The sequence below is a fragment of the Microcoleus sp. S13_B4 genome, from assembly GCF_036700885.1.
In the GTDB taxonomy this organism is placed as follows: domain Bacteria; phylum Cyanobacteriota; class Cyanobacteriia; order Cyanobacteriales; family Microcoleaceae; genus Microcoleus.
Genome location: NZ_JAUBPU010000004.1, coordinates 180,199 through 200,470 on the forward strand (window position 1 = coordinate 180,199; position 20,272 = coordinate 200,470).

14 protein-coding genes, 1 tRNA gene and 1 pseudogene are annotated in these 20,272 nt (G+C 43.5%); 7 read left to right on the top strand and 9 right to left on the bottom strand.

Annotation, left to right across the window (positions count from 1 at the left end):
• Positions 1-124: 124 nt before the first annotated feature.
• Complete coding sequence (locus QT994_RS04630) at positions 125-1,198, bottom strand: DMT family transporter (RefSeq protein ID WP_333172160.1); 1,074 nt, start codon at positions 1,196-1,198, stop codon at positions 125-127.
• Between the two features lie 306 nt (positions 1,199-1,504).
• On the opposite strand from QT994_RS04630, the gene sppA reads away from it, so the two are divergent.
• Both sppA and aroH read left to right on the top strand, forming a co-directional pair.
• The gene (gene sppA, locus QT994_RS04635) at positions 1,505-2,323 is read left to right on the top strand and encodes a signal peptide peptidase SppA (protein WP_333135812.1); all 819 of its coding nucleotides are present in this window, start codon (positions 1,505-1,507) and stop codon (positions 2,321-2,323) included.
• Positions 2,324-2,607: 284 nt separating this feature from the next.
• Positions 2,608-3,015 (top strand): chorismate mutase, encoded by a 408-nt coding sequence (gene aroH / locus QT994_RS04640; RefSeq protein WP_333172162.1) that lies wholly within the window; start codon positions 2,608-2,610, stop codon positions 3,013-3,015.
• Between the two features lie 157 nt (positions 3,016-3,172).
• On the opposite strand, the gene crtR is transcribed toward aroH, so the two are convergent.
• Positions 3,173-4,063 carry a beta-carotene hydroxylase gene (gene crtR / locus QT994_RS04645; RefSeq protein ID WP_333172164.1) on the bottom strand — a complete coding sequence of 297 codons (891 nt, stop codon included), beginning with the start codon at positions 4,061-4,063 and terminating at the stop codon, positions 3,173-3,175.
• Positions 4,064-4,495: 432 nt separating this feature from the next.
• Between crtR and pyk the strand changes: the two genes are divergently transcribed.
• The 3 genes from pyk (at position 4,496) to QT994_RS04660 (ending at position 7,925) form a co-directional block, all read left to right on the top strand.
• Positions 4,496-6,283 (top strand): pyruvate kinase, encoded by a 1,788-nt coding sequence (gene pyk / locus QT994_RS04650; protein WP_333046742.1) that lies wholly within the window; start codon positions 4,496-4,498, stop codon positions 6,281-6,283.
• 94 nt (positions 6,284-6,377) lie between these two features.
• Positions 6,378-6,449 (top strand) — tRNA-Thr (locus QT994_RS04655).
• A 672-nt stretch (positions 6,450-7,121) separates the two neighbouring features.
• Entirely contained in the window at positions 7,122-7,925 is an 804-nt protein-coding gene (locus tag QT994_RS04660) for a hypothetical protein (RefSeq protein ID WP_333046741.1), read from the top strand.
• A 191-nt stretch (positions 7,926-8,116) separates the two neighbouring features.
• Here QT994_RS04660 and QT994_RS04665 read toward each other — a convergent pair.
• Both QT994_RS04665 and lipB read right to left on the bottom strand, forming a co-directional pair.
• Positions 8,117-8,299 (bottom strand): annotated as a pseudogene (locus QT994_RS04665) (IS1 family transposase); the annotation flags it as partial.
• A 22-nt stretch (positions 8,300-8,321) separates the two neighbouring features.
• Positions 8,322-9,011, bottom strand: a complete 690-nt coding sequence (gene lipB, locus QT994_RS04670) for a lipoyl(octanoyl) transferase LipB (RefSeq protein WP_333172166.1) — start codon at positions 9,009-9,011, stop codon at positions 8,322-8,324.
• Between the two features lie 151 nt (positions 9,012-9,162).
• On the opposite strand from lipB, the gene hpf reads away from it, so the two are divergent.
• A complete protein-coding gene (gene hpf, locus QT994_RS04675; protein ID WP_333046739.1) occupies positions 9,163-9,816 on the top strand; it encodes a ribosome hibernation-promoting factor, HPF/YfiA family in 654 nt (217 codons plus the stop codon).
• Positions 9,817-9,987: 171 nt separating this feature from the next.
• Here the strand turns inward: hpf and QT994_RS04680 are convergent, their stop codons facing one another.
• On the bottom strand, positions 9,988-10,122 hold the full coding sequence (locus QT994_RS04680) for a hypothetical protein (protein WP_333172168.1): 135 nt from the start codon (positions 10,120-10,122) through the stop codon (positions 9,988-9,990).
• A gap of 148 nt (positions 10,123-10,270) precedes the next feature.
• Here QT994_RS04680 and QT994_RS04685 point away from each other — a divergent pair, with 148 nt between their 5' ends.
• Positions 10,271-10,702, top strand: coding sequence for a hypothetical protein (locus QT994_RS04685; RefSeq protein WP_333172169.1), 432 nt, complete (start codon positions 10,271-10,273; stop codon positions 10,700-10,702).
• A gap of 572 nt (positions 10,703-11,274) precedes the next feature.
• On the opposite strand, the gene QT994_RS04690 is transcribed toward QT994_RS04685, so the two are convergent.
• The 4 genes from QT994_RS04690 to QT994_RS04705 all read right to left on the bottom strand — a co-directional run bounded on the left by QT994_RS04690 (position 11,275) and on the right by QT994_RS04705 (position 20,266).
• Entirely contained in the window at positions 11,275-11,733 is a 459-nt protein-coding gene (locus QT994_RS04690; protein WP_333172171.1) for a peroxiredoxin, read from the bottom strand.
• Between the two features lie 290 nt (positions 11,734-12,023).
• Positions 12,024-12,920, bottom strand: a complete 897-nt coding sequence (locus QT994_RS04695) for a metal ABC transporter permease (RefSeq protein ID WP_333172173.1) — start codon at positions 12,918-12,920, stop codon at positions 12,024-12,026.
• A 663-nt stretch (positions 12,921-13,583) separates the two neighbouring features.
• Complete coding sequence (locus tag QT994_RS04700) at positions 13,584-17,243, bottom strand: helicase-related protein (RefSeq protein ID WP_333172175.1); 3,660 nt, start codon at positions 17,241-17,243, stop codon at positions 13,584-13,586.
• On the bottom strand, positions 17,243-20,266 hold the full coding sequence (locus tag QT994_RS04705) for a hypothetical protein (protein ID WP_333172177.1): 3,024 nt from the start codon (positions 20,264-20,266) through the stop codon (positions 17,243-17,245). The genes QT994_RS04700 and QT994_RS04705 overlap by 1 nt, the downstream gene beginning before the upstream one ends.
• Positions 20,267-20,272: the final 6 nt, after the last annotated feature.

Consider the following 20,272-nt stretch of genomic DNA (forward strand, 5'->3'; position numbering starts at 1 on the left):
ATCAATCGAATTGATGCCATTGTCACCCGCAACCCGCGAGATTTTCCGGTTACTACTCCTAGGATTGTAACTCCCAATCAGTTAATTCAAGAATTAACCAATTCTCCCTAAATTTCTCAAAGCGCTAAACTTCCGATTCCATTTCGCCTACCCGCACCTGCACCGGCAACTCCACGGAATTCAACTCAGACGACTCTAACAATCCTGTTGCTTCAACTTCTGCACTCGCTTCACCGTGCCGCACTTTTCGCAACTTTTCACCCACAGTATCCCGCTGATTAATCAAATAAATACTAACCAAAGTCAGCCCAACCCCCATCGATTGTAGCGGATTGAGCACTTCGCCCAAAAACAAATTGCCGAACAGCAAAGCAAATACAGGCGTTAAAAAAGTTAAAGAACTCAAACTTGTTAAACTGCCACTCGAAGCAAAATAAAAGAATAAACCGTAGGCGATCGCACTTCCGAACACAGTAGAATAAGCTAACGCCATCCAGCCGGAAAAATCGATATTCACAAACTGCTCAGACTCAGTTGCAGCCGAAATTGCCAACAGCGGCAAACCGCCCAAAATCATGTGCCAACCAGTCGCCACCACCGGGTCAACATAACGGCAAACCCAGCGCACCAAAACGGTACCCACAGCCATCGACAAAGCCGCCAACAGCATCAACCATTCTCCACCCTGAAACAACTGTTCGATACCCCCAGAAACCTGCGCGTTTTCAGGATGAAAAAGCCCCAAAATCCAGCCATCGGGCAACCCGATCAAACTAATCCCAGCAACGCCAATAACTAATCCCAACCAGCCCCAAAAACCAATTTTTTCTTGAAACAGCCACAAACACAAAATCGCCACAGCTAGCGGTTGAGAATCAATCATCACCGAACCCAAGCCCGCACCGGTTCTCGCCAAACCTTCGGCTAAAAAGCCTTGAAACAAAGTAGCGTCAACCAAAGCAAACAGCGAAATCCACAGCCAAGCTTTCCAACCCTGCGGCTGTGGCTTTCCCATCAGTGCCGCCGCCAGCAGCACCAACACGCCCGCAGGTACTAAACGCACGAATGCCACAAACAGCGGCGTTGTGTGCGGCATCACCCCCTTCATCGCTACCATCGCCGTTCCCCACAGGAAAAACGGCGCAATGAGCAACAGCGGGGCAAAAGGCAGTTTAGAATCGGTAAGTTTTAGCTGCATGGCGGAGACTCCAAATAATTGATGAGAGTGGCTCTCACGAGAATGATGTAGTTTTGTTAAGCAATTTTTACAATTATATATCGCTGTTGAGTTAAATGCGATCGCACAAATCTTGATCGGCCATTAGGAATAGGCAAGATGCCTGTTCCACAAAATCAAGGTGAAACAGGCATCTTGCCTGTTGCGAACAATCTGGAACGGGCTCTTCGGTCTGTTGCAAACACAGGCACAACATCTACCCCGATGAATAAGGCACACTATAAGAAGTTAGCTACAAAAATCCGTAACATTGCCTGTACACTGCCCATGATTTGGCCATTCAAGCCCCGCTACCGCAAACAAATAGCCCGTATCGAAATCACCGGAGCCATTGCCGGAGAAACCCGCAAACGAGTCCTAGAAGCTCTCAAAACCGTTGAAGAACGCAAATTTCCCGCCTTGCTGCTGCGGATAGACAGCCCTGGCGGCACAGTCGGCGATTCCCAGGAAATTTACAGCGCGCTCAAGCGTCTGCGCGAAAAAGTCAAAATTGTCGCCAGTTTCGGCAATATTTCAGCTTCTGGCGGAGTTTACATCGGCATGGGAGCCGAGCATATCGTTGCTAATCCGGGTACAATTACCGGCAGCATTGGGGTGATTATCCGGGGCAACAATCTAGAACGGCTGTTAGAAAAAGTAGGCGTTTCTTTTCAGGTGATTAAATCGGGGCCGTATAAAGATATCTTGGCATTCGATCGCGAATTGACCGATCCGGAACAGCAAATTCTGCAAGACTTGATCGACACCAGCTACCAGCAATTCGTGGAAACCGTTGCCGAAGCCCGGAACTTGGGTGTTGAGAAAGTGAAAAGTTTTGCCGACGGTCGGGTTTTTACAGGTCAGCAAGCCTTAGAATTGGGTTTGGTCGATCGACTGGGAACAGAAGAGGACGCTCGCCGCCTTGCCGCCGAACTCGCAGGCCTCGACCCGGAAAAAACCGAGTCTTGCACGCTAGAAAAACAAAAACCTTTCCTAAATCGCGTCTTGGGGAGTAGTCTGGATATATCCGGGCTTTCAGCTTACAATAATGTGCTGGAATTCGAGCTTTCTACTAGCGGTTTGCCGCTGTGGATGTATCGCCCGTGATTAAATAAATTAGTCATTGGTCAGGAGTTAGTAGTCATTAGTTACTCCCTGGATGATTGGGCGATTGAAATCTGTTGACCTCAAACTCAAATGTGGCGCTTCGCCCGTCATAAGCGCTTCGCGCTGGCTTCGCCTACGAGTTCGAGGTCAAACTACACAAACGAAGTCCACTCAAGGGCGGACTAAGAAATAAAGTGGGTATTTAAGCCTAATTTAGTATAACTACTTATTAGTGACTAATAACTAATGACTAATGACTAATGAGCGATAACAACTGACAAAAAATGGAGGAAATTTGCGTGGAGTGGCAAGTGCGGGCGATTCGCGGGGCAACAACTGCCAGCGAGAATTCGGTGGAAGCAATTCGAGAAACGGTGAGAGAATTGTTAGATGAATTAGAAGCAAAAAATGATATAAATCCAGAATTAATTATTAGTGCTACGTTTTCTGCAACTCGTGATTTAGATGCTGTGTTTCCGGCCGCGATCGCCCGCGAACGTGCCCACTGGTGTAATGTTCCTTTGTTGGATGTACAGCAAATGCACGTTGAGGGTGCTTTGGAACGCTGCATTCGGTTTTTAATTCACGTCAATTGGCCGGCACACGTTGAAATTTATCATCCTTATTTGCGGGGAGCTCAAAATTTGCGCCCCGATAGGAATTTAGCGGTGGCGGTGTCTGGGGAAAAATAATAGATTCACTTTGGGCTTGATTTAAAATTTAACTCACCATTACAGGTGGGTTGATTTTTTACAGGACTTGATACAGTACAAAACCTGCCTTGGGAATATATCGTTAAAAGTTTTTATTATAAAAAAACCCGGCTTCTCAAAGAAACCGGGTTTTTTGTCAATCAGACGCTTTCTTGTGATGCAGCCTAATCCCTAAAAAGATGTCATATATAAAATTCCAAAAGTCCTTTTTCCCTTCCAATATTCCCAAACTTTGAGGGGAACCTTTCTCATCCAACAGCGGCTTGACAGCCTCATAAGCAGGCTTGTAATTGTACCAAGGAATGGAAGGCCACAAGTGATGAATCAGATGATAATTCTGCCCCAAAATCAAGATATTTAGAATAGGACTAGGATATACTCTGGCATTTTTCCAACGATCGCGATCGTGAAACGGACGGTGCGGCAAATAATCAAAAAATAACCCCAAGGCCAAGCCCACCACCAAAGCCGGAGAAAACCAAAAATTCAGCACATAACCTAAATGGTCGTACTGAATGGCGATATAAACCACCCCCATCACAAACAAACGGCTGAGAAACCATTCCAATAGTTCGTATTTCCGCCACAGTTGGCGCTTAAAAAAGAAAATCTCGTGGTAAAAAAACCTCGCAGCAATCAACCACAAAGGCCCGCCGGTCGAAACATAATGGTCTGGATCGTTATCTGGGTCATTGACATGGGCGTGATGCTGCATATGTACCCGTGTAAACACCGGAAAAGCAAAACCCAACATCAGCGCGCTACCGTGTCCCAAAATAGCGTTAATTGTACGATCGCGATGGGCCGCATTATGAGACGCATCGTGAATCACAGTTCCAGCCATGTGCAAAGCCAACACGTTCAGCGAAAAACAGCACCACTGCGGCCATCCCCAACACCAGAAACCCAAGTTAGAAATCACGAGAATCACTACTGCACTCAAAAACAGCAGCAGTGTCGGATTAAAGTCACCGGGAGGACTCAGAAACTCTTTCGGCACTGTCAGCGGCCGTCCTGCCTCCGACATCTTTGTTAAGACTCCTTAATATTTCACACTTGCGTAGTATAAGATACAAGCCAGACAATAGTAAAGTTTTATGAAAGAACTGAGTTCGATCGCCAGAAACTAGCCTCTGCACAAACAGGAAAGTATTGCTGTTGTACAAGGATACCAGTCCTAGATTAGCCAAAAGGGCTGAGCAGACTACATAAAATAAATGGGTATGTCTGTATTTATGTCAAGCCTGAGAGCGGAAAAATTTGCAAAAAAGAGCGCTCCCGAAGAAAAAATTACCGATGGGTAAAAAGTCAGATATTCTATATATTGTTCAATACCTGCTTTTTTGACGACTATCAAAATTTTTAAGAGTTGAGACTAGCGTCATTGCTTGTAGTGCAAAGATGAAACGTTAGCCGAAATTTAAACAAGAAATCCACCTGCCTCCCCAGAACACCGCTGATGCAATTGCCAAAAGCCCTACGCCGGACTAAAATCGTCGCCACCATTGGCCCAGCAACTTCGGACCCACAAGTGCTGCGTCAGCTCATAGAAGCCGGTGCCACAACTTTGCGACTCAACTTTTCCCACGGAACAGAAGAAGACCACCAGCGCAGCATTCGCTTAATCCGGCAAACGTCCTTTGAACTCAACCAGCCGGTCGCCATCCTCCAAGACCTCCAAGGCCCGAAAATTCGTTTAGGGCGCTTTGAGACAGGCTCTATAGTTGTCAAAAACGGCGATCCTTTCATTCTCACCAGCCGCCAGGTTCCCGGCACCCAGCTCATTTCTTCAGTCACCTACGATCCCCTAGCAGACGAAGTTCCAGAGGGAGCAGTGATTCTGCTCGACGACGGGAAAGTGGAAATGCGCGTCGAAAAAGTAGACCGCACTTCGCGGGAATTGTACTGCCGCGTCGTCGTCGGCGGGCCGCTTTCTAACAACAAAGGCGTGAATTTTCCGGGAGTTTACCTGTCAATTAAGGCGCTGACTGATAAAGACCGCAAAGATTTAATGTTCGGGCTCGACCAAGGTGTCGATTGGGTAGCCCTGAGCTTTGTGCGGAATCCCCAGGATATGCTCGAAATTAAAGAACTGATAGCCAGTGCGGGCAAGCAAGTACCGGTGATCGCAAAGATCGAAAAGCACGAGGCGATCGAACAAATGGAGGAAATTCTCACCCTTTGCAACGGCGTGATGGTCGCCCGTGGCGATTTGGGAGTGGAACTGCCCGCCGAAGATGTGCCGATTTTGCAAAAGCGGCTGATTGCTACCTCCAACCGCCTGGGTATTCCGGTAATTACCGCTACCCAGATGCTCGATAGCATGGTCAACAATCCCCGTCCCACCCGCGCCGAGATTTCCGACGTGGCCAACGCGATTCTTGACGGAACTGATGCGGTGATGCTCTCGAATGAAACTGCTGTCGGCAAGTTCCCCGTCGAAGCGGTGGCGACGATGGCGAGAATTGCGGTGCGGATGGAGAGGGAAGGAATTAAACGGAATATTAGGAATGTAGAAGATATTGGTCGATCGATCCCCAACGGCATCAGCCAAGCAGTCAGCCAAATCTCCGAACAGTTGAACGCGGCTGCCATCATGACGCTGACTAAAACCGGCGCTACAGCCCGAAATGTCTCGAAATTCCGACCGAAAACTCCAATTTTGGCAGTTACTCCTCACGTAGACGTAGCCCGACAACTCCAATTAGTATGGGGAGTCAAACCCTTGCTGGTGTTGGATTTGCCCTCAACCGGCCAGACATTTCAATCTGCGATGACTGTCGCCCAGGAAAAAGAGTTAGTGTGCGACGGAGATTTAGTGGTGATGACCGCCGGTACTCTGCAAGGGGTTGCCGGATCAACGGATTTGATCAAAGTTGAGGTAGTGACAGCGGTTTTAGGCAAAGGAACCGGTGTCGGTTTGGGATCGGTGAGCGGCATGGCCAGGGTTGCTCGCACTGCTGCGGATGTGGCGAATTTCCACGCAGGAGACATTTTGGTAGTGGAGCACACCAGCGTCGCTTTTGTGGAGATGATTCGGAAAGCAGCCGGTGTGGTGACGGAGGAGGACAGTTTGACTTCTCACGCCGCGATTATCGGTTTGCGGTTGGGCGTGCCGGTGATGGTGGGCGTGAAGAATGCCACGCGGGTAATTCGGGACGGAACGATGCTGACGCTGGATATGCAGCGGGGTTTAGTTTATTCCGGGGCCAGAGGCGGCTCAACTGACACGGAAGTGACCGTTTAACTGTTGGTGAGCTAGGAGTTTTGGAGTTGTGAATTAAATTCTACAACTCCTTGCTTTTTTAGCTTAGGTTGTGCTATAATTCAAAATTGTCTGTGCCGATGTAGCTCAGGGGTAGAGTATTCGATTCGTAATCGAACGGTCGTGGGTTCAAATCCCACCATCGGCTTTGGGTTTAAGGGATTTTTGTCTATGCTTTAGTCTATGACTGAGCTCAAACTGAGCTCAAAACGCAGTTTAACTACTCAAAAATGCTCTCGGCAAAGTAGCCGAGAGCATTTTTATTTGCCCTAACTCCTTGTGTGGTGGAGATGGTGAATTTTTTAAATCAACAGTTAAACCTGAGTTCGTGAAAATGGCGATCGTCATGAACCGAGTTAATGACCTGGCAGTCACAAGTTCGAGCCACAAAATGCGTGAATGGCGATCGCGTGCATCAGCCAATCATCGCGCAAAAATAGGGTAAAATTGCGATCGAAGCGTCACACTCTGTTCAACATTCAGCAGCCCATGCAAAAAGTATCGGAGATGAGAGTAGAAAACTTAGATGATCGGGGCTGAGTAGCAGGTCTAATTGATCACCTAGGAATCTTCCCAAAAATCGGTAGTCCTGCATATAGCAATCCTAAGTGATTTTCTAGATTTCTAAAATCTGAAAGTCTTGCTATACAAGAAGTCTAGGAAGACAAGAGGAAGTTGTGTTGTGAGACTCAGATCGGATTGCTATAATTCGTTGATGCGATTCCTTGGGAGGGAATATTTCTAGTAGTCGCATACTCCAAACCCTGCCTCAATAGTTTAAAGTGAAGGATCTCACCAGTTAATTAAGAGCAGCGAAAAGATGACCCAGAATCCTATCAATCAGCTTGGCGAAACTATCCCCCAAACACTAAATGGTTATGATCCTAATGTGTTTCCAGCTTTTCATCAAATGCTCTCTACTCACTTTCCAGGGGCATTACCCATGAGCAAGTACATGAGAAAGACGTTCCAAAGCTTGAGTACCTACGGTTTTTGTGATGAAAATACGATGGGAATGATAGCAATTTGTCGGGATGAAATCGCCGAACCCCTATTCGCCGAAGTAATTCGATACTGGGGGAAAACCTTTAATTGTTGCAGTTTAGCTGGATTTGTAATGATGGGCAAAACTGGGTTAGCTTCTGCGACAGACCATACCCCTATAGTTGATGGCATTCGTCGTTTTACCTTTTATGCCATGCCCCACATCGCTATTTCTAGACATGGCGATATTGGCATGGTTTATCGAGATGGTATTCAAAAAGCTTCCCATGCCTGTGGAGCATTAGAAGCGATTGTTGAAGAGTTGGCAGCGGGGCACCTGAAGCTAGAAATGGATATGCAGGATATTGAACAAACAATTATTCGGCAAAAAATTCTTTCAACCATTACCTATGGAGATAAACCCGATTTAATAGAAATTACAAAATTGGCATCTCGAATTATTTCTGAGGATGTCGAACATCTTTTAGATACCCTGGATCGCTCTATTTTTACCTATGCCGTTATGACCGGCATTCAAATTCACGGCCCCCTGGGCACCCACTGGATTTATCCGCAAGATTTTTATGTTGTTGACAGCGATATTCCGGGAGGAAAAAGAATACTTCAAACTGTTCGATAATCTCTACTAAAAGGAAGATTCAAGGTGCGCTAGTATAAGAAATTATTAGAAATTATTAGAATATATAGCAAAACCATTTGATTTGTAAACAATCGATTCAATCATCACAAGCGTTTCAGGTTGTTCTACATTCATGACTCAAATAGACTTGCTATAGATCCCATGTGATTGGATAGTGTTTTAGAGAATTAAACAGTTTTTCGGACGCTACGAGATATTCTTTGTCTCAGGGTATTATTAAATCTTTCTAAAAAGTTGGTCATACCCGTATCCTTTCCTACTAATCTGTGTCTTTTTTGAGGAAAAAGTATCCCATAAGGACGCCAAAAGTTTGTAGAACTTACAGCACATTGACGATATACTGCGAGCAATGCTGTGTCCTTACGGGAAGCTTTTTTAGATTGGTATTAGTTCCGATCGCACAATTTCCACTGCAAAAACGCGAGCAAACTCAGCGATAACGAGCGATCGCACTCGATCGACCTCAATTCCCGGAATAAACTGCTCCAAACTGCCAACAGGTCGATCGGGAATCCCGCAAGGTACAATTTGCCCAAAGCCTGCAAGATCCGGACAAACATTTAAAGCAAAACCGTGCATCGTAATCCAGCGGCTGACTTTAATGCCGATCGCACCTACCTTGCACCCATCCACCCAAACCCCAGTCATACCGGGAACCCGCGAACCCTTCAACCCCAAAACTTCTAGCACCCCCAGCAGCACTTCCTCTAACTGTCGCAAATACCAGTGCAAATCTTGTTGGTGACGCCGCAAATTTAAAATCGGATAGCCCACCAATTGCCCCGGACAGTGGTAAGTCACCTCGCCGCCCCGCTCAACTCGGTGCAGTTCCGGCTGAGTTTGGCCCGGGTCAAATTTCAGAAATTCCAACTTTGCTCCCATTCCCAAAGTGTAAACCGGCGGATGTTCCAGCAAAATCAGGACATCTGGCAAATCAGGCGTGTCGCGCCGTTCTTGCACGAGTTTTTGCTGGATTTCCCAAGCTTGGGAGTAGGGCACTTGTCCCCAATCGAGGAGTAAGCAGGGTTGTGCATTTAGTTGTTGAGGGATGAGAGGAGAAATCATGAAAAAAATCAAGAGTGTATTTACGGAATATTGGCGCAGCTTAAATCAAGAATTGTCAACATATAATAAAAGATTTGGAAGATAAGTGTTTTCCAGAATACATAGTGCTACTGTGTAAAATATACCCACGTTACAGAAGGGAGGGAGCTCTATGAAGCTTGTTATCCAGGGTAAGAATATAGAAATCACCGATGCGATTCGCGAGTACGTCAATCAAAAGGTTGAAAAGGCAGTTAGCCATTTTCAAACTTTGACTACAGAAGTGGACATACATCTATCGGTGGCTCGTAACCCCAGGATCAATCCTAAGCAGACTGCTGAGGTGACAATTTATGCTAACGGCAGCGTGATTCGGGCTGAAGAAAGCACGGAAAGCCTTTATGCTAGCATCGATTTGGTTGCCGACAAGATAGCTCGTCAACTGCGGAAATTTAAGGAAAAACGCCACGACAACAAGACCCAGAGTAGTGCCAAAACGGTTACGGTAGTTGAGGAACATCCTGTAGTAGCAGATCTGATTGGCGATCGAACTCCCGAACTTCCTGCTGAGGTGGTGCGGACTAAGTATTTTGCCATGCCTCCAATGACGGTGCAACAAGCTTTGGAACAATTGCAGATTATCGATCACGATTTCTATATGTTCCGTAACGCGGAAACCGACGAAATTAACGTACTCTACGAACGCAAGAGTCACGGTGGCTATGGAGTTATCCAACCCCGCCACAGCAACGGTAACGGTAATAGCAAAAATGGCAAAACTGCCGAAAGCGCTACATCGGAAAAATCGAGTGTTGCAAAAAGCTAGATAATTGCTGAGTGCTCATTGTTAATGGCTGCAAGTCGTTAGCAAAAAAGGACTAAAGTCCTTACTACGAACCACGAGTTTTTAGTAAGGACTTTAGTCCTTTCTGGGTTTTTTAGAGAATCAGGACTGAGGTGTTCACTACGAACAAGTGGTAAAATCTGTCTTTACCAGCTAGCTGTATCTCGCGACTAAATCTTTCGCTGCTTGTCGGTGTTTTTCTACCAAACTCGGCGGGGAAAGCACTTGGGGGCTATCCATATATCTTTGCACCCACAGACTGAATTCGTTCAGGGAGCGATGGGGCAAATCTATCTGATAATTAACATACAGCAGCTTGCCAAAACTGTCCCTCGGCTCTTCCTTAATTTTTTGTCGCGGGTGTCGCCGATCTCCCTCTAGACTATTTGCGCTGTCTGGGGTGTAGAATGGAGGTGAAACTAATTGAATGGAATGTATGCGGAAGTTAGTTTTCTCAGATACAGAAATTTTTTATCGTGAGCTAAAGACAGCCTTGGAGCAAAGTGAGCAAGTTGAAGTTATTACAGACTACGACCGATATTCAGACCTTCCAGAGAAGTTAAAAACCATTTTTGAGTTACACAAGAACAAATCGGGAGAGTGGGTAAATATAGCTACAGGCGCATTCATCGCTTATTCTGCTGGGGTTACTACAATTAACTACTCTGCCCTCTATATTTTTGCTGGTGCAGGTGCAGGTGCTATTCTTGGATTTATAGTTGGTGGCCCTGTTGGAGCAGCAGTTGGCGGTGGTATCGGAGCCATAGTTGGAACTCTTGCTGTTGTGACATCAAGCGGAAGGCATCATGTAGATATAGAAATTGATGCGAATGGTAAACTCCGGCTTAAGATTAGCCCAATCGATTGAACAACGCGCCACTCCCCACTCGCTGGGGAAACTAATTGAATGGAAACTGAGCTGCATCGGCGCAAGGGTCGCACCAAATTTGTTGGCTCAACTCCCCACTCGCTGGCGAAACTAATTGAATGGAAACGCGCCGCCTGCACGACGAACTGCACATCACCCGCCTCCCCACTCGCTGGGGAAACTAATTGAACACACACTCCCTACAAAAGCAAATCCAACAGCAATACAAACCCTGTCAATATATACTTTTTTTTGACTTTTGCTACAAACATTAACCTAACTCCTGGCCGGGCACGGCAAAGCCGTTTCCCTACGGATGAGAACCTCTAATTTCTATGTATCAATATTTTTCATAATTAGTATAATATTTTCTCCTGTCAATCAAGCATCCCCGTCTCAGTCCAATATTCTTCAATAGACTTGAGCTAAAAAAGGGCGATTTATTAAACCATGTAAACAATAGATTGCGATTTTCGCGCCAATATCGCAGAAACCGGGTTTTTTAACTAATTTGCTAAATACAGCAAATCATTTTCGTAAAAAAACCCGGTTTCTGGCCACCCGCGCGCCATCTAAATTTTGATAGCTTCTAAAGTTTTGAGTGCTTCTGCAACGTGTGCTTTGAAGTCTAACATCGAGTCAAAAATATGCTTAACAACGCCTTCTTTGTCAATGACATAAGTTACTCTACCGGGCATAATCCACAGGGTAGCTGGAACTCCGTATAATTGCCGAACTTTGTTGCCAGTATCGCTCAGCAGTGTAAAGGGTAGCTGATATTTGGTGGCAAATTGCTGGTGTGATTGTTGGGTATCTTCGCTAATTCCTATGACTTCTGCACCTGCGTCTTTGAAGACTTCGTAGCTATCTCGAAAAGCGCAAGCTTGGGTGGTGCATCCGGGTGTGTCGTCTTTGGGGTAAAAGTAGACGATGACGTTTTTTTTACCTTTAAAATCTTTGAGGCTGACTGATGTGCCAGTTTGAGATGGTAAGGTAAAATCGGGTGCGGTGTCTCCTACTTTGACGGTCATGTTTTTTTAACTTAGTAGATCTGTTTGCTGGAAATTTTAACTTTTGTTATTGTACAGTTTTTTTGAGCAATAGTTCGCAGTTGCGATCGCCCGCTGCGACAGCCTCCCATTTTTGCTGTCTCGCACTCCTAAAAAAAAACCATTTTTACCAAATCTGGATGCAGCCGACGATTCGCAGTTACGGGTATTAATTGAAGAGGCTTTTTTGAACCGCACATCCACGGGGATTAAGGAAGATCCTGATTAACAATGAGAGGGGCGGCGCTGAAGCGTTACCACAAAGTTAATTGTTATGGGCCTTTAGTTAAATTTTTTAATTCCCGCCATATTGGAGGAATTTGACCGGAGTGTGTGCGGGGCTGGGTGAGGATTCCTTGAGTGGGACTGAACAGCAATGATAGCACAAAGAATCCCGAGCCAACTAAAACTATTGCGGGGCCGGATGGCAAGTTATAGAAGTAGCTGAGATACATTCCGCTAATGCTGGAAATAACTCCGATTATTGCGCCTAAAATCATTACTTGGTGCAGGCGAGTGACTAGGAGATAGGCGGTACTTGCAGGTGTAATTAATAGGGACAAGACTAGCACTACGCCAACGGCTTTAAGGCTGGCAACTATTGTGAGCGCGATGAGTACCATCAGTCCGAAGTTGAGCAGGTTTACTGGCAAACCTGTTGCTTGCGCTCCTAATGGATCGAACGTGTAAAATAGCAGTTCTTTGTAAAACAATACTACAACTAATAAGACTACGGCGACTATGACGGCTGTGTCGATCGCATCTTCAGCCGTAACCCCGAGGATATTGCCGAAAAGAAAGTGGTTGAGGTCGATTTTGTTGTCTTTTTGGACGATCGTAATTAGGGTGATGCCGAGGGCGAAGAATGCCGAAAATACGATGCCCATTGCCGCGTCTTCTTTGATTGTCGATCGAGCTTTGATCCAAGCTATGATTACTGTACTCAAAACTCCGGCAATGAACGCGCCGAGAAAGATGTTTGCTCCGAGGATAAATGCGATCGCCAATCCGGGCAAAACCGAGTGGCTGATGGCGTCTCCGAGCAAGGCCAGCCGCTGTACCATTAGGTAGCTGCCGACGATCGCGCAGACGATGCCGACGAGAATGGCAATTATGAGCGATCGCTGCATGAATCGGTACTGCAACGGCTCAATTAAGGTTTGTATCATAAAATTATAAAATCACAGTTAACTAATTACTAACAATCAAAGCAACCCGCTTCAATCGGAGATTTACAGCACTTCCGGATATTATGAGGTACAGTATAATCGACTAAAAAATAATTTTCCCCTGAAAGCATATTCAGTAGATTTGCGAAAAAAAATAGTAGCAGCACATAAGCGAGCAAAAGCTGTCTATCCGAACAATAGCAGCAATATTTGCTGTGAGTAAAAGCTTAGTTCAAAAGCTTGTCAAACAACAAAATATAGAGGGAAATGTACAGCCAAAACCCAGAGGGAAACCGAGGTATAGTCATTTGAATAATTCCGAAACAGAGATAACGAGAAATAGTGACAGCAAATGCCGATGCAACCTTAGTAGAGTTGGGTGAGCTATTTGCCCACAGAACAGGAAATTGGGTGGGTAAAACAGCAATGTGTAGCGCGTTACAGAAGTTGGGATTAAATCGCAAAAAAAAACGGTCAGGAGTAGCCAAGCAGGGACAAAAAGAGTGAGGAAGAGTTTTATTGTCTGTGCGGATAGGGGGACACCTAACTGATAGCCGTTTCAAACAAGAATGCCACTGTAGGCAATATCCAAACCCCGATAGTCATCCTTGATTCGCAATCTAAAATCTAAAATCTAAAATTGTAGGACGCACCCAACCAGTTTCAGTTTACCTGCTTCGACAAAATTAAATTAAGCACGTTTAACTCGTTGGAACTTAAAAGATATTTATCTGTAAAAATCTTTTCTCTACTTTGCTCTAAACTGTAGCTTCTAAACACGATAAATGGAAAATCTCGATACTTGTGCCCGATCGGCATTACACTATCTACAGGGTAGATTGATCGCACATAAGCCGACAAGATATCCCGATACCGCCTGTCTTCCGGTTCTTCCAGCTTACTGTCAGCAAAATACTCCTGCATTTCCTCCCCGCTAACAAAAGCAAACAGGGGTATGGCATAATAGCGATCGAACTGCTGACTCTGCTCTTCAAAATACTGAGTTTTCTCCACATCGCTGTTGAGAAATTGCAATAACTCGATCGCACCTCCTCTAATTGCCGATCGTACATTCTCCGGGTACGACTCGCTATCCCTGATGCGATACATTTTTTGCAGCAACTGATTATCTACACATTTCTTGATTTCCTGATGCAGTCGCATCTGGTAGTTTTCCAGCAAATTTTGCTTAGCTAGAGGTACTACCAACAAACTCCCACAAACATGACCAATCTCTAAATTATCATAACTCAGCAAACCTGCAAGAGGATTACACTTGTCCAAAAACTTCCGATTAAAATCCTCCCGCATTTCCAGGTAAGAATCGCCCTTTTGACGAGACTTATCAGAATTCGTCAAAACGAACTCCCCGCGACCCAAAAGCTGTTCCAGACTCCTATAAACCTCCTGTAACAACCTATTTCCTCGGTGGCTTTCGCTTTTTAACGTCTTAATTAGAGAAGCCATTTTGCTGCTAAAAGTATCCCCCACTGCGGAAACCGACTTTCCACCAATCGGAATCATCAAAAACTTATCCCTACCTAAATAACCGTATCCCGAAATTCGCGTCATCACCGCCGTCTTGAGAATTAGCAATAAATTTAACAAACTCAATTTGCTTTCTTGCAGGGAAAGTTCCGCATCATCAGCGTAATAAACTGCGGTATCAGATAGATAAAAAACCAATTCTTTGTCTTCACCATCAAGGGTTTTACCTGACTCATCTTCCCCGCGTCCCCGATAAATCACCTGTATCACTTCCATCAGATTTTTCTCTATTTGGAAGCGGGGAATATCCACTAAAATATGCTTAGTTTTCGGGAAAGAAAGTCCACGACTTCCCGAGGCAGTCATAAAGATTACTTTAGCTGTAGTTTTGAATTCCTGTATTTTTTGTTTCTCCTCTTCCGAGATATTCGCGTGAATTTCCAGATAATCGGTAAAAGGCTCAAACTTTTCGCGACTCTCTTTAATTTTTTCAATTAATTCTGCCAATCTTTGCTTGTTTTGAATATATACTATAATTTGTTCCACACCGGGGATTGCTAATCGCTGATTGATATCCTCAATTATTTCAGACTGTACCCGCTTGAGTAAATTACTATTTTGTTTCAAAGGGGCATCTTCCTGATATTTAACACTTTCTACAAATACCTTGTAAGTTATCTCTAAACTGCGCGCCGGGTAGGAATTCGCATTGATCACCTTTGCAGGTAGATTCTTAAATTTAAAAGGAATGACTTGTAAAGGTTCAATTATATTAGAATTTTTGGCTAACTTTTTAAAGTAGATTTTATCGGGTTCCGGTGACGTGTTATCAAGGTGTTGTTTAATCACCTCGGAGTCCACAATCGAAGCATCTGCTACAATAATTTTAGTATTAAAGCCGTGTTCCAGCTTGTGCAACTCATGTTTTTTGACAATCTTAGCAATTCCATCTAAAAACTCAACCCCACCATCATCTCCAGTAATTTCATCGATCATAATAAAAATATGTTTGATGCGACTGGATATTTCTTGCATCTTAGCGGGAATGACAAATTTATCCCGTTTGTTGTAAGTATCTTGAAATATATTTTCTAAATAATCAAGGGTATTTTGTCTATTTTCTTTCATTCTCAAAGATTGGATAGAAACCGTAGCGACAATATTATTAGAAATTTTACAGTTAATTACGCTATAAATTCCATTGCAAATGCTATTTAGCACTCCCATAGTTTTGAGGCTAGCTGGTTTAATTACGGTTTCATTCTTTCTTTCAATTTCTCGCTGGTGGTATTCTTTTACCTGAACCTCGGGATTATCTTTGAGAAAATGAACCGTTTTTTCTGTAAAGTTTTCGCTACGGCTATTGGAGGCGTACTTGACAGTACGCCGGCCAGCATTACTTGCAATAAGGTCTGAGTTTGTGTTAATACAGAATAACCGATCCTCGCACAGGAAACCAGTCTTTGTATCTTTAAATTTTTCGATAATATCCAAGTTTACTTGCTTGCGGGGACTGACGTACAGGAATAAGAAACCGTCGTCGATATGGGTTTTGAGGAAATTGGCGATCGCAGTTGTTTTACCTATTCCCGGATTCCCAGTCAAAAAGATATAAGTTTCATCAGACTGAAGCGCTTTCACAATCAATTCAGCGTGAGCACTTCTCAAATGTAATCCGCGAGAAATTTGCAACTCATCTGCCAGTTTATCTGATATAATATCTATTGAATTAACAAAATTGTCTATCCGCTCAGTATGAGGTAGAGGTTCAGTGACATTTTTCCCAATTCCTAACAAAGAATCAACAAACTTTCTGCCTTCTTTAAAACTGCGAGCCGCGTTGAGTTGAATAACATCTAAAACTTCGCTGCGAGCATCGCTAATCTCTTTACCTTTCGGTTCATTCTGGTAAATCTGGGCACAAGTTGCTAATAACTTGATTTTGTCCTTGCGTAGGGAAATTGTGCTAATATTGCGATCACCATAACCAACCACATTAAACAAAACCTCAGCATCGCTTGAAATTATACCAGTTTGTTGTAGAAATCCATAGAAACTGTGAGCATAGCTACCAGCCTGAATTAACTTAGTGCTTTCCTTATCCTTATACTTAAAAGCTGTAAAAAATCGTTTTAAATCCTCCGAGAAATCCACACCTAAAGTGCTGGTATCCATCCGCAGATTAGAAAACACACTTTTCGATCGCAAATAGCTAATTTCTCTCATCAAATATTTCCGTATCACCTCTATTTCATTGAGATCCTCCGGTTTTGGAGCTAGCGTCGGAGAAAACACAGACAAATCAACGCAGAGAATTCTAAAATCATTGCCATACTGTAACAGCATCAGCGTATCAGCCTGCAAAAACTCGCCTTTTTTCGAGTAGCGACGGATGTAGGAGTTAATCTCATCATCTGATAAACTCGGTTTGGCGGTTTTTAACTGAGACAATAGCTCTTTAAATGCTTCTTTCTCACCCTTGTTATAGGTTCTGATACTGTTAGCATCACTAAAACTGCACTGACAGTACAAAATTTTTAAGCGCGGCAAATTCCAGCCAGTAGATTTGACGTAATCCCGGAAAAAATTTAACCCACCAATAAAGCCTTTTTGGACAAAAAACAGGCTCCATTTTTCAACAACCTCAGCATCTAAAATACTCAGCAGATTAGCTTCTCTGATTATTTCCGCCATCATCTTTGGCAATTTGAGATGCTGCAAATCCAGACTGTAAGAATTACCAAAATTGTGAGCTAGCTTTTCCTTTTTAATATATGCCAAAATCCCAATATTAAATCCAACCTCAAACAGCCGTCCAAAATCTTCACTTATCATTATTTTGTACCTCCCTCAGTTACGCTCAATACTTCTCTTACCTTATTCAAAAAAGCCAGCGAGTTAAAATCCGCACACCCGCCTCCATGAATAAAAACAGATAGAGTACCAACTGAATCATCGCCGATAATATGAGCGTAAGGATCGAGTTTCAAACTAATCTGTTGACGGGCTTCATACCTAGAAAAGTGGAAGATGGTTAAATAGTGCAGTAAAGTATCTTTAATTTCACCATCGTACATCAAACCTTGACGAATATCTTGGTCATCGAGAATGCCTTCGTATATATTCAACAGTGTCGAGTAAGAAATTACACCGTTGTAAAAGTTCTTTTCCCCTTGCTCTACTTTGATACCATTAAACAGATTAAAAAACATCACAGCTTGTTGACTGGGATCTTTTGATAAACTTTCCAGTTCCGTTGTATCCTGAATGTAAAAAGATTCTCCCTTGTGTTGTTTAGGACTGCGGACGTAATATTTATCAAAAAATACCGGATAAATCCTGATATCTTGCCGCTCTCCTTTCAACGTTTGGATTAAGCTTTTCGACATAAAAAACAACTCCTCATCTTCATCCGTCTGGGTAATGTGCAGCGTGCTCATATAAGGTACTTGTGCAATATATAGGAAATTGCGATATCCATATTTATATAGCTGACTGACAGTATCTTCGAGGATTGACGGCTGACTGTAAAGGTGTTGAACGCTGTAGTTTTCGGACAAAGTTTTCAGCATTCCGACTTGAATTGTATCCTCTGATAGGCGTTTAATTCCCGCAACTTCGCCTAACAAACAGGTTTTTCTCTGAAAGCGATCGCTATTACCTTTTTTTGCATCGCTTTCGCAACTTGATACGACAATAATTGCTAAATTGTCCAACTCTGGAGATAGTGGAACATTCCGAAATTTAAACTTTTTAGGCAATATTGAGTACAGGGAACTCAAACCGTTGCGAATACTGTAACCATTCGGTTTTTGCTTGACGCGAAAGCCTTGAGAAGTCGAGCGATATTTTTCACTAAACAGATGAGACAATGTTTTAGAAACGTTAGCCATAAACTTTTCCGACGGCGAAGGGTTATTGTGGTCGCCTTCGTGAAGTCTCACCATCGGAACAAACAAATTCTTTTTCTGATTTTGTAACAAGATTTGCAGGCAAATATAAGACAGCAGCGAAACACAAAATTTGTAAACAAATGCTGCATCTGGTTTCAAACCGTCCTTGCTGTCTAAACGTTTATTATTATAACGAAACAACAGCAATTTATACTGTTTGGAAAAACTGCTGTTATATACATTCATCTGACTTTCAGGAACCCAAAGTACAGGCAAAGCATTGATGTCCTTAATGTAATATTCCATGCTGAAATTCTGGAATTCCTCAGTAGGGAAGTAGCGGACATCTTCGATTGTGATATTGACTGGTAGCTGACAGATAGCTGTTTCGTTGATGCTCGATTGTTCGACGGCGATATACTGGAGTGATTGTTTGGGATTTTGTTGCAGAACATCAGTGAAAAATCGACCAGTCGTTAAAGCGTTATCGATATCTTCTAGGATGCCTCTTTTGATGCTGATATGTCGCGGTTCTGTGCGAGTTGGCAAAATTGTTTGCCTATCTATAAAGTTTTTCAATAATTGCTTGAGACTGTTTATTTTAACGTCAACATTATATTCAGTAAGCCCTCTTTTGATACCTCGAAATATCCCCTTTTTCTTTTCTTCATCAGAACCTCTGAGTACAGAAATTACTGATTCAAAGCTTTGTCTAGGATCGTAAGTTAATTCAGATTCAGGGTTGTAATCCGGCGCTAAAGGATTGCTCAGAGAAGCAAATACAAAATAGTACAACAATGCTATTTTTAATACCTTGCGAATAAAGGTTTCGCTAGTGTAACTATCGGCTAATTCGGCTTTGTGTTCCTCACTTTCAGGATTGAGCAAATTCAGGTTATAATCAAATACAGGTTCACCGCCGCGGGCTTGAACTTCATTGCCAAATTTCAGTTTTAAACCAAAAATATATTTACGTTCGTTCAAATGGCTGTCTGTGGTTTCTCCTAAATAACCTGCTACAATCGGAATGATGGGAAGTGCATCTAAGACTTCCGCTCGGGAAAACATATCTCTGTAGTTAACCGTGACACCAGCATAATTGACATTATAATAGCCGTCATCTTTTGTGCGATCGCCAATGTATGCTTCGAGCAACCTAATCCGCCGGATCAAGTCTTCTAAATAGACGCTCCCAAGACTATCTGTGCTGCTATTGCGAATGTTTTCTAGCAGGTACTCCAAGTAAGTAATCTTAGCTTCTTTATTCAGCTTACCGAGAGTTTCTTTGTCTACAAGTTTGAGCAACTTATGGAAATCAGAATTTTCATTTTGCACCATCTCATCAAGCAGATGATGCAGTTCTTGCTTATCGCTTTCAGTGTCAGCATTTTCATCAATGTAATTCTCTAAACCCTCCTTCAGTTGTTGCTGAAAAATGTCTGAATCTCGCACGGCGATAGTTAATTTATGCAGCTTTAAAATTGCCGTTGTTCCAACAGTATTTGGGCGCTGCAAAGTTAGCTTTTTTTTTGCTAAGGTAGGATAGGATTTGGCAAAATCGTATTTGAAACCTAAGTCGGTGCCACTTCCCTGAAAAGACGGTGATTCTAAAGGCTCAATTAAGCTAGCTACGAAATTTTCAATACCATCTCCTCCCACAACAGATGCTAAATGTTGTCGCAAATGTTCTCTAATTTGTCTAATTTGAATGCCAAATCTAGTTTCAACTTCCGCCGGAAAATTGACAGTAGCCGAACGTGCTTGACGTTCACAAGAACCCAAAGGTGGCAAGACTTGCGAAGTGGCTATTTGATTAGCTGCCGCGTCAATATCTATTAGCAGACGACGCTTATCAGCCGAAATGCTAAAGAGATTGTTTTCCTGCAAAACTTCTAAAATCTTGGCCAGCAAATCGCCATAGTCCACTGGAACTAAATCGCTGTCATGCAATCTTAAGATGTTCACCCTGTT

Bases quoted from the DNA above. Each gene is read 5' to 3' on its own strand.
- QT994_RS04630 (WP_333172160.1), bottom strand. From the start codon at position 1,198: ATGCAGCTAAAACTTACCGATTCTAAACTGCCTTTTGCCCCGCTGTTG.
- sppA (WP_333135812.1), top strand. From the start codon at position 1,505: ATGATTTGGCCATTCAAGCCCCGCTACCGCAAACAAATAGCCCGTATC.
- aroH (WP_333172162.1), top strand. From the start codon at position 2,608: ATGGAGGAAATTTGCGTGGAGTGGCAAGTGCGGGCGATTCGCGGGGCA.
- crtR (WP_333172164.1), bottom strand. From the start codon at position 4,063: ATGTCGGAGGCAGGACGGCCGCTGACAGTGCCGAAAGAGTTTCTGAGT.
- pyk (WP_333046742.1), top strand. From the start codon at position 4,496: ATGCAATTGCCAAAAGCCCTACGCCGGACTAAAATCGTCGCCACCATT.
- QT994_RS04660 (WP_333046741.1), top strand. From the start codon at position 7,122: ATGACCCAGAATCCTATCAATCAGCTTGGCGAAACTATCCCCCAAACA.
- lipB (WP_333172166.1), bottom strand. From the start codon at position 9,011: ATGATTTCTCCTCTCATCCCTCAACAACTAAATGCACAACCCTGCTTA.
- hpf (WP_333046739.1), top strand. From the start codon at position 9,163: ATGAAGCTTGTTATCCAGGGTAAGAATATAGAAATCACCGATGCGATT.
- QT994_RS04685 (WP_333172169.1), top strand. From the start codon at position 10,271: ATGCGGAAGTTAGTTTTCTCAGATACAGAAATTTTTTATCGTGAGCTA.
- QT994_RS04690 (WP_333172171.1), bottom strand. From the start codon at position 11,733: ATGACCGTCAAAGTAGGAGACACCGCACCCGATTTTACCTTACCATCT.
- QT994_RS04695 (WP_333172173.1), bottom strand. From the start codon at position 12,920: ATGATACAAACCTTAATTGAGCCGTTGCAGTACCGATTCATGCAGCGA.
- QT994_RS04700 (WP_333172175.1), bottom strand. From the start codon at position 17,243: ATGATAAGTGAAGATTTTGGACGGCTGTTTGAGGTTGGATTTAATATT.